Origin of the sequence: Kosmotoga sp. DU53 (assembly GCF_001639905.1) — a bacterium.
Classification (GTDB): Bacteria; Thermotogota; Thermotogae; order Petrotogales; family Kosmotogaceae; genus Kosmotoga; species Kosmotoga olearia.
Window position 1 is genome coordinate 1 of the sequence record NZ_JGCK01000037.1, and the last position, 9,828, is coordinate 9,828.

10 protein-coding genes and 1 pseudogene are annotated in these 9,828 nt (G+C 37.2%); 4 read left to right on the forward strand and 7 right to left on the reverse strand.

The genetic code is table 11. The features are described 5' to 3' along the window. Window positions 1–169 precede the first annotated feature (169 nt). The 6 genes and pseudogenes from DU53_RS05465 to DU53_RS05490 form a co-directional block, all read right to left on the reverse strand. A complete protein-coding gene (locus DU53_RS05465) occupies window positions 170–850 on the reverse strand; it encodes a PqqD family protein (RefSeq protein WP_015868414.1) in 681 nt (226 codons plus the stop codon). A 239-nt stretch (window positions 851–1,089) separates the two neighbouring features. Continuing rightward, the gene (locus DU53_RS05470) at window positions 1,090–2,511 is read right to left on the reverse strand and encodes a radical SAM protein (protein ID WP_201030004.1); all 1,422 of its coding nucleotides are present in this window, start codon (window positions 2,509–2,511) and stop codon (window positions 1,090–1,092) included. Then, window positions 2,508–3,017 (reverse strand): hypothetical protein, encoded by a 510-nt coding sequence (locus tag DU53_RS05475; RefSeq protein ID WP_063727899.1) that lies wholly within the window; start codon window positions 3,015–3,017, stop codon window positions 2,508–2,510. The genes DU53_RS05470 and DU53_RS05475 overlap by 4 nt, the downstream gene beginning before the upstream one ends. Then, window positions 3,004–4,101: a radical SAM protein gene (locus tag DU53_RS05480; RefSeq protein WP_201030005.1), complete on the reverse strand. Its 1,098-nt coding sequence runs from the start codon at window positions 4,099–4,101 to the stop codon at window positions 3,004–3,006. Before DU53_RS05480 ends, DU53_RS05475 begins: the two co-directional genes overlap by 14 nt. Window positions 4,102–4,387: 286 nt before the next feature. Further along, window positions 4,388–4,569, reverse strand: a pseudogene (locus DU53_RS11915) (transposase); the annotation flags it as partial. Between the two features lie 138 nt (window positions 4,570–4,707). Next, window positions 4,708–5,625, reverse strand: coding sequence for a hypothetical protein (locus DU53_RS05490; RefSeq protein WP_015868417.1), 918 nt, complete (start codon window positions 5,623–5,625; stop codon window positions 4,708–4,710). Window positions 5,626–6,667: 1,042 nt separating this feature from the next. Between DU53_RS05490 and DU53_RS12820 the strand changes: the two genes are divergently transcribed. The 4 genes from DU53_RS12820 (at window position 6,668) to DU53_RS05505 (ending at window position 9,074) form a co-directional block, all read left to right on the forward strand. Next, a complete protein-coding gene (locus tag DU53_RS12820; RefSeq protein WP_235599725.1) occupies window positions 6,668–6,901 on the forward strand; it encodes a hypothetical protein in 234 nt (77 codons plus the stop codon). A 164-nt stretch (window positions 6,902–7,065) separates the two neighbouring features. Then, the gene (locus DU53_RS05495) at window positions 7,066–8,328 is read left to right on the forward strand and encodes a helix-turn-helix transcriptional regulator (RefSeq protein ID WP_235599726.1); all 1,263 of its coding nucleotides are present in this window, start codon (window positions 7,066–7,068) and stop codon (window positions 8,326–8,328) included. 279 nt (window positions 8,329–8,607) lie between these two features. Further along, complete coding sequence (locus DU53_RS05500; protein ID WP_015868420.1) at window positions 8,608–8,841, forward strand: hypothetical protein; 234 nt, start codon at window positions 8,608–8,610, stop codon at window positions 8,839–8,841. After that, a complete protein-coding gene (locus DU53_RS05505) occupies window positions 8,838–9,074 on the forward strand; it encodes a type II toxin-antitoxin system RelE/ParE family toxin (RefSeq protein ID WP_015868421.1) in 237 nt (78 codons plus the stop codon). The genes DU53_RS05500 and DU53_RS05505 overlap by 4 nt, the downstream gene beginning before the upstream one ends. Window positions 9,075–9,639: 565 nt before the next feature. Here the strand turns inward: DU53_RS05505 and DU53_RS05515 are convergent. Next, a partial coding sequence (locus DU53_RS05515) for an integrase core domain-containing protein (RefSeq protein ID WP_153020824.1) occupies window positions 9,640–9,828 on the reverse strand: 189 nt, incomplete at its 5' end.

Here is a 9,828-nt window from a genome sequence, read left to right on the forward strand (position 1 = left end):
ATCCCGGTGAGTCTTGTTACCTCACGAATAGAACCATATTCCTGATAGAGCCGTTGAATCTCTTTGACCTCGTACACGTTTTTCACCCCTCGTATACCTCCTTGAGCAGATTGTTTCTATTATCTCGCTCAAGAAGGTCTTTTTTTCCACGGGGTAACGGGTCAATTTTCTATGGCCCTGGGGGGTCAATTTTATTTGACCACATACACCATCTCAGGAAATTCCTAACAGCTTCCGTAGAAATGAAATTAGCATCAAAGTAGAGATACAAAATGCGCAAACTTCTGACTCTTGTACCAGGAAAACCCGAAAATGAAATAACCATGCTCTCATGACCCTTATCGAATAAAGAAAAGAAGACTTCCGTAAAAGCAAAAACTTTCTGGCGTATTGCAAGTTCGGAATAACTTGTCTCCTCGTTAATATAAGGATTCACATAATGCAGGACATTTTTAAGTTTGTTAACTATTGCTACTGCTTCGTCTTCCGTAAGTACTCTGAATGTATAGTTATCCACCTTTTTTGTGTAATAAAGAGAAATTAGTGGATTCTCCTTTTTCCATTCAATCAACCCAAGACGCCACAAACTGTGAAGTATATTTATAACATCTTGCACTACTCTATCCCTGGTTGCTCCCTGATACTCTTCTAATATCTTCTTCACGATTCTACCCACAGAGTTCTTGCCGTTGCAAAGCTCAGCAATGAATCTAGCAGTATCGTTTAGTTGTAATTGCTGAGTTTCTGGATGCCTTCTACTTAAGAATACCAAACTTCCATTTTCTTCTTTCCTTTTGTATACGAGATTTTCTTCAATAAATCTGGGTGTACTATCGAGTATTCTGTTCATTTTTCCACCTCCTGATGAGAGAACCACAAATTTACAAAAATGAAGTAAAAAGTTGAAAAAAATAAGGAGAGACTGTTCGGCTTCGCTTTCCACTACATCTGAGTGTCTGCAACTCCAGCGCTTCTTGTTTTTTGAAATCGCTCAAAGTGCCTTGTATTCTTATCGCAATGCATTACCCCCATCTTTTCTTCATCTTTTTTGTCAAGCAATCACGATCACGATGAATGTTTAAATGCTCATCACTTTGAAGCGTAAAAAGGGACTCTTTCAGACCTCCTGAATTCAATAAATCCGTCGTAAAATAATGGTTTAAGAAAGTTCAAGACGTCCGCAGAGGTCACAGATAGATCTGAACATAAATCTGGAAGAGCAATTGCTCCGTTATCAAAAATACTTTTCAGTATCCTTGCTTTGTATCCATCAACTTTGTACTTTCTTTGCAGCGTTTCACCTAATCTATAAAACCTTGTCAAGAAAGCTTTATCTTTTTCCAAGTGCATCAGCGTATCTTGACTAACCACAACATAGTATTCTTTGAAAGCTTTTTGGATATTTAGTAAAAACATTTCAAGCTCTTTCAAGGCACGCTCACATCTTTCGGAAATTTCATCTAAAAACCCCTTTTGGAGCAAACTAACTGGGCAAGGCATACACCAATCTTCATAGTAGCATTGAGAACAAATATAAGGTTTCCGCAGTTTTATTAATTCACTAACACTGTTAATAAAATCATCCATTCGTTTTTTGTCTTTTTCTTCAATAAACTCTTTGTTTAAGAGATCGATCATTGGGAGCCTGCCAACATTTGCCTCTTTATCCAAAATAGCGACACATGGAATAATACAGCCGTTTGGAAGTAGCGAAAAATTCCCGTTTAATACACCACACCTTGGTGGCAATGGACATAAATCCGTACCATACATGATATTGTAGTAAACTGCTTCAGGAGGAAACAATGATTTGGAATTGAGATAATATCTCTTATAGTCTAGGGATAAGTACTCTTCCAAAATAATTTCCCACGCTTCTAAAAATTCTTCAGATGATAAAGCTATATCTGGGTTCTCCCGAGCATTTCCCTCCAATAAAAGCCCACCTATAACCACCATATCAACTGGAAGTGAATTGAAAAATGCAGGTATCTTATGAACTTCTAATTTGTTCTTCCTATTCAAAGTCATTTGAATAACAATGGGCACGTACCTTCCTGGTTCCATAACATTTTTCAGATTATTTAGCGCCTTTAAAATCTGAACAAACGTTCCTTTACCACGTATATAATCGTTCGATGTATCGCTAATACCTTCCATGCTTATATTTATTGCACCAACACCGCTATTTACAATTTTCTCTGATAGTGTAATATCCCGAAGTAATACACCATTTGTAACAAGTTCAGTATAAATCCCTTTCAATGAACAGTAAAAGATAAGCTTGTCAAGTTCTTTAAACAATGTTGGTTCTTTCGTTGTGAAATTTACTTTTTTAACCCCAATACTTGCTATCTTATTCACTATTTTCATTGCACTGTCAAGATCAAGCTCCTGGAAACTATCTAATTTACTCCCTACAAAGCAGTGCTTGCAATTGAGATTACATTTTGGTTCAATTTCCCATCTTATACTTGAAATTTGCAAGCTGTTGAGCATGGTATCACTCACCCCAAAAAGTATGAATATACAACCAGATCAGCTGTATAAAATTCGCCTTCTAATACAATTTCTTTGGTAAAGCCCGATTTCCTTAACAAATCAGTCAATTCTTTTTGTCCAGTTACGTTTTTTTCTATTTTTAGATTAACTTTAACTTTGCTTATGACCGGATGTGCTTGGGACAAATTATGTATAGAATCAACGAGGAATTCTTCTGCTTTTGAAGGCCGGTTTCTACTTGCAAATAACACCAAGTCTGCAGACTTGGAAAAACTTCCAGGTGACGGTAATTGATAATATGAAACCTTGTGAATTTTCCCATCTACAAATTCGCTGTAAACATAAATAGAGTAATTGAAAAACTTCTCCCGAATATAGAGATCATTAAACACCTGTTTGTACACAAATGGACTCAAGTAATTTAAGCCTTTGCTGAAATTGGATTTATTTATAAACTCTATTAACGGCCTAATATCAGCATCTGATAATGCCCTTCTAATACTACTTTCCATCATTTTCTGGCACCTCCGCAATTTCTCTTGTTTCAGATAAGCCAAACAAATCTTCTGGTTTAAGATTCCACACATTTTCTTCTACTACATCTATATTCACACTTTTTTCCCAGTAGACTTCTGGAACCTTATAACCTTGTCCTTGGAGATCTAAATCTTCGATTGATTTTACTCGATCTGCAAGCCATCTAACTACAGATGCATTCCAAATTTTCGACAACCCATGTTTCCAATAATTCATAATGCTATGTTTTCTGATATTTCCAAATGTTATAGGCAAATAAGGAGAAATGCGCAAATAACCATACGCGTCTATTCCCACAAACGGATCATAACCATTTTCTCTATATTTTGACCTTATAAGATGGTCTACGGGATCTCCCCATTCAATACGCATTCCACTTTTGGCAGCCTTTTTTAACTGTAACATTTGCAATCGTACTGCGATTTTTCTATAGTCATGATAGCTTGGAACGTTTCCTTTCAAATTTCTCTTAGCTCTTCCTATCAACATTAACGGCTGCATTCTAAAGTCCTCTACTCCTAATTCTTCGCAAATTTCTATTAACTCTTCTATTTCTCCTAAATTTTTCAATGTTGGTGTGCAAGCAACTCCAACTTTAATCCCAACTTCTTTAAGATTCTGTATCGCGAGAATGGCATTATAATAACTACCCCTTTTGTTTCTTAGCCAATCATGAGTTTCAGGTTTTGCACCGTCAAGGCTAACTTGCACAAACGAAAAACCAGCTTCTCGGAGATCTTTGGCAACTTCTTTACTCAACAATTCGCCATTTGTAACCATATTTACAACTGTTTGTCCTCCGGTTTTACGTACAATATTATTGCAACAACGACAAACTATTTCTTTTCTGAGAAGAGGTTCTCCTCCACAAAAACATATAACATTTGGCTGTATTTCTGCAATCTGCTCCGATAGATCTAACAATTCTAAATCAGTTAATTCTGGTTCTAAGGTATTTTCACTACTCCCATTGAAACAGTGGAGACATCGCATGGTGCATCTATATGTTACATCTAAAGACATTATCACAGGTTTTGGAGTGCAGTTCTTTATTTTAATCACCCCCTATATAATTTTTCCGCGGGATTTAACCAGTGCCGATTGTGATGGAATGAAAAATGAGTTAGCCATCAATTTGTGGGTTACCACAATGAAAAAAGTGACAGACACTCTTTTCTAAACAACAACTTTCGGTTTTCTCACCTCCGAAGAGGATTTTTTCTTGCATTTCCAATGTTCTTGAAAAATCCACCTCTAACGTATCAGAAGAGATAAAAGCTTTGTTCAAACATTTCCTGCTGTCGATTAGGTAATAATCCAAAACTATCTGTGTATCTTGATTGCTGCTGAGTTTTTCGAATTTTTCCTCAAGCTTTTGAAAATGGATTTCTTCCCGTTTTCCAAGCCTTCTTTGGCACCTTAGAGAAACCTGTCGCGCCATTTGTAATACTGAGCTTGTGAAATTCCATGTTCTCTGCAGATTTGAGAAACGCTCTTTTCTCGACGAAGTTCTTCCAGAATTATTGCCAGCTTTTCTTCTGCCGGGGGTTTCTACGCCATTAACTGCACTCTTTGTCTTTATTCTGGTTCTCTACTTTTTACCTGTTCAATTCTTCAGGGGAGCAGTATATAGTTTTTGTTCCATATTTGGGAGTCGAAGGAAATTCATCAATCCTTTCTAGCAAATAGCTTCAATATTTCAATAGAGTCCTCTGGACAGAAACCGTAACTATCGGAGATGTTTTCTCTTCCAGATATTGATCCATCGAAGGGTTTTTCGACACATTTTGAACATAGCCTGCATTCTTCTGTGGAAAGGCTCAAATCCCATTTTGTAGATTTAGAAAAAATATTGCTTTCCAGAAAACAATTACCTTTTCCGGATAGTATTACTGCAACGTGGTTGCGATAGAAAATATTCTCCGATAAACCTAGTTCCAAGACATCAATAAACTTTGCACCAATAACATTTTCGGAAAATTCGTTGTTCTGACTGTATAGCGTATCTACGTTGCTTACAAGAAGACCTGTTCCCATGTGTTTTACCAGGTTGTTGGTGAATTCTATGTTATTAGCTGCTGATACAAGCAACGCTGTCCCACGGTATGTGAAACCTCCTTGGATTTTTTCCCTAACACCATTGAATACCGAGGTAGATATCGAAAGCGATCCACCAGAAAATAATATAGCGGTGCCGGAGGTCTCAAACTTACAATTTCTGAAGCTCACGTTGCTCATTATAATTTGAAAAAGCCTTCCATCCCCTCTGAATTTTATCCCCTCAAATTTTAGTTCATCAGAACCAATAACAACGATCATGGGGATTTCCGAATCAACTGGTTCAAAATAAACTTTTCCTTTCTCACCAACTATCTCAAGGGATTTGTTTATGACAGCTTTTGTATTATAAACACCTGGCATGACTTTAATAATGTCACCATTTTGAGCGATATCAATAGCTTTTTGAAGTGAATTTATGTCACCTTCTGGATTGACTGTTATCGTTCTTCCCATCTCATCTGCAATCAAAAGTGTTGAAAGAACCAGTAAAACTGTGAAAAGCATTAATGATTTTCTTAATGACATACCTGTCCCCCCCATAATTCACATTAAAAAGCTTTGCTTCAAATTCAGGCCTACTTCACGGCGACAGCATGTCTCATAAGGAGTATCGAGAAGTGAATACCAACTACATGGATAAATCGTTACACATTCATATTCACCAACACAGGTTTCAGGATAGGTGCACTGTGCGAGACAATATGCAGTACATGCTGCATAACAAACAGCATTTGTTCCACAAGTAGCACATCCTACTACACATGATGCGTAACAGGTCCAATCAGTGTATGCAGGGCGTACTTCTGTGCACCAACATTCAGTGCGGGGTTCAGTTATACTGTCGTCACATTCTACTCGAAGTGGAATTATACTTTCTACAGAAAACAATACTGTTGAAACCATAATTAGAAGAACAAAAACCATCCTTCTTAACATACGAATCCCTCCTTTTGTTTCTTTATTTCCTAAGTACATGTGCCTTCGACCCCCAAATATGTGACAAAAGCTATTTGTTTTCAGGATATAAAAATAAAAAATCCTGCTATGTCAAGAAAGTGCTGTAAAAACTTCCCTGTATCCCAAAAGAGACTACAACTCCGTATTTAGATATCACAATCTTGCTTTACCTCTATCGGAACAAAAGAAATAAATTCTCAAACACTTCCAACTGTCGATCAGGTAATAATCCAGAAATTATCTGAGTGTCTTGATTGTTGTTGAGATTTTCAAAGTCGAAATTCAAAGAATTTACGTATACGTTTTCCGCGGTGCATTTGCTTGAACCATCTTTTGGTCCAACCACATCATCTGGATCAGCCAGCAAAATTGAAAATTAATCAGCCAGCAAAATTGAAAAATTAAAGAGTATAGATAGTAAAAACAATATGAGTATTTTTCTGATCATATTGACCACCTACTTTCTGTGGGCTACAATTACATTGTAGCAGTTTGCATATGATTTCAAAATTTATAGGTGTTGCAACCCAGCTCTATAAAAGTGTTTTGGGAGATAAAATATGGTGCATATTGGCTTTTCACGGAATTCATGGTGTAACACTTCATATGATTGGAGAGAGAAAAACTGAGAAGTAAGATAAAAGCCCTTTTACAGGTACTAGATAACAATGGCAGTTTTGCAAAACCTTTCTTGAATTATTATGAAAGCGCCGGTTTACCTTCTGGATGGAGAAGCTACATTCAGGCCATTAAACTCGCATGGAACAGAAAGTACTTCAAAGCCCTGAAGATTCTAGAAACAACTCTAGTAATTACCAGAAAAACGGAATTCTTTACTATCTAATACTCAGTAAGAAAATGAGCATTTTGCATTTTTTGGGGCGAGAAGAGGCTACCGCTGTCTATAACAAGCTTCGTGAAGAGTTTTCAAGAATTCCTCCATTTTTGCGTTCAGCAGTGGCATCAAATTTACTAAACGTTTATGCAAGAACTGCTGATAACCCCAAAATGAAGAAGTTTAGGTTCTGGAGCGATTCTTATAAGAAAGATCAAAGTGGTTGGTGTTTTTTTCTTCTGGGAAAAGCCAGAGATTTTACCAAAAAAGGAGATGTCGTAAAGGCAAAAAGGCTTTTCCAAGAATGTATTGAAGAATCCCTTAAAGCTGATCACCCGATTGCAATTGCAACTGCTTATAACGATGCTGCCTGGCATTTAAGATCAACATATCCCGAAGATTCTATAAATTATGCCCGAAAAGCTGCCTACTTAAATGGAAAATATAGGGAAAGCCCGGCTTCAGCACTTCCGAGTATCGATACACTAATCGAGGTAGAAAAGGACTTTGTGAGTAAAGAAGTAGTGAACCTTGAGATTTTTGCCGGATGTATGGAATGCGTACCAAAAGAAATGGAGAACCATATAAGGAAAAGATATGCTCATAGAATGATACTATTACCAAAAATCCTCACCGATTTAGAAAAATCCTTATATGAAAACGATATGGAACTGAGAGAGTGGTTGAGTAAAAATATAAAGTCTATAAAGCAGACATCCTTACTTTCTGGAGTTGCAAGGGACAACCTCAGCAAACTCATTAACGGCAAAACCCAAACCGTCAGGGGTGAAACTTTAAGGAAGATAATCACCGGATTGAAAATCGAGGTTGATCCACTCAACGATCCTTATCCGGTCGTGAACGAATGGATAAAACTTCAGATAGATAAAGGCTTTGAAAATGCGATAACAGAACTGGAAAAACTCAAACCATCCGAACGTGAAATATTAATCCTCTCAACATACACCGCTCTTTTGAACAAAAGGAAAGATTATCCTTATCTAAGCAGGAAGGGAACGCTTTCCCGTGCACTGGAACTTTGCAAAGGAGATCTTCAAAAGTTCAAAGAATTTACGGAAAATCGTTATGAAACAAAGAAATTCGTGGCTCAACTCTTCGAGCTTCATCCGTTCCTCGAAGGCAGGAGAGACCTTGTCAGGAAATTCCTGAAGGCCTTGCCTGCGAGAAAAAGAAAAGAGTTCATCCATAAGTATCTTCAACTCGGAGATGAAGACAGAGAGGTAATAGATACCTTCATGAGAAACTACGTTCGCTACGACAGGAACTGGGGGCTAAGGGTCAAACCTCCTGCAGAACTTTATCCCTTCACCCAGAAATACAGACTAAAGAAAACCCAGACCGCCCTCGCTTACTGGGCGCTGGATAAGAAGAAGGAAAGGAAAAAGCTGGCTAATAGACTGTTGAAGTTTGTTTGAGGTGTTTTTTATGCTTTACGGTGTCTTCGGTGTTTAACTAGCGGATAGTAGGCTACCGTACAGTAGGTTGTTTTCGAAAAGATAATAATATCGGAAATATCTTCAAGATTGATGATACTGTGTAGAAAGCTGGGCATAGTTTCTTCTTTTATGTAAGTATACTGTATCACTACAATTAGTGTTGATTCTTGGAGGCATAATACCTTCATATACGCTGCTAAATGCGATCATGGTACAATAAGCGTGAAAGGGTGTGTGAAAGAAAAGAGGTGAAACAATATGACCATAATTGTAAAGTTTGAAGAATTGATTGAGGCTATAAAAAAGACCAATGATGTTGTTTTTCTTCAATTTGTGGATAATTTGATCAAGGAAGGTGAGCTTGATCCTAATTTGTTGCCTAAAGATATTCTGTGGAAGATTGTAAACGCGCGTAAGAGTGAAGAATTAACGGATGACGATATTGATTCTATTGATAAAGTAAATAGCGAGAGCGAATGGTATGAACTATGAAAACGTTTCTCTCAAAGCAAGCGAAAAAGTATCTTGATAAATTGCCAAAAAATATACGTGAGAAAATCGTTTCAGCTATAAAAAACATTCCCCTCGGTGATGTTAAGCCGCTGAAAGGTAAGTATCGGGGATTTTATAGATTACGTGTCAGTAATCACCGTATCCTATTCAAACGTGAAGACAATACGATTTATGTTTACAGGATAGATGTGCGAGGAGATGTGAATAAATAGAATTAAGTATCCCAGATTCTGGTAAGAGTTATCCACTAAAGTGTATTGAAATCTTTCCTAAGCCCATGGAAGAGGAAGTGTCCCCCCAACAGTTATGAAAATCTCGAACTATTCGGAAATGAAATAAGGCTATTCCCAGGCTTTTTTGACAATCTGAAGGGCTTTATAAATCATAGGATCAGCTTTGCCAATTATCCATGAAATCTTTTCCTCAAGACCCAGGTTTATGGGAATATCCGGCTCTATATGGCTTCCTTCCTCGAGAAGTAAAATCCTAGCTGATAGATTTGCATTGTATTTTTGATTGACGTTTTCTATATTTTATGATCGATGTAGATACAACATCCTCTGGAAATATCTGTGATGCAATTGGTACTACCCAGTCACCTCAACTCCTCAAGAATGTAAAAATTACCACCTGTATCTCCATCGAAGATATATTTTCCCACCTTGTACGGTGCTCCTCCTACTCTTCCTTCTCCGCCTTCGTATTCATACATCCAGATTAATTTTCCATCTTTTGCCGAATAACACTGTAATGCTCCCCGAAAAACTGGACAAAAAATCAAGCAATTTTGTGTAGACTCATGGATTCTTCGAATATCTCTTTTGGGCTTTTGTATCCTAAAGCACTATGGGGATATTCTTCGTTATAAAACTTTTCAAAAGCTTTCGTCTTTTCGATTAGCTCTTCGTAACTCGGATTGTCCAATACCCATGCAACTTCTTCTTTGTATGATTCTGAAATACCTTT

Excerpts from the sequence above, each read along its gene's own strand:
- DU53_RS05500 (WP_015868420.1), top strand. The coding sequence starts at position 8,608 with ATGACCATAATTGTAAAGTTTGAAGAATTGATTGAGGCTATAAAAAAG.
- DU53_RS05495 (WP_235599726.1), top strand. The coding sequence starts at position 7,066 with ATGAAGAAGTTTAGGTTCTGGAGCGATTCTTATAAGAAAGATCAAAGT.
- DU53_RS05505 (WP_015868421.1), top strand. The coding sequence starts at position 8,838 with ATGAAAACGTTTCTCTCAAAGCAAGCGAAAAAGTATCTTGATAAATTG.
- DU53_RS05490 (WP_015868417.1), bottom strand. The coding sequence starts at position 5,625 with ATGTCATTAAGAAAATCATTAATGCTTTTCACAGTTTTACTGGTTCTT.
- DU53_RS05475 (WP_063727899.1), bottom strand. The coding sequence starts at position 3,017 with ATGATGGAAAGTAGTATTAGAAGGGCATTATCAGATGCTGATATTAGG.
- DU53_RS05465 (WP_015868414.1), bottom strand. The coding sequence starts at position 850 with ATGAACAGAATACTCGATAGTACACCCAGATTTATTGAAGAAAATCTC.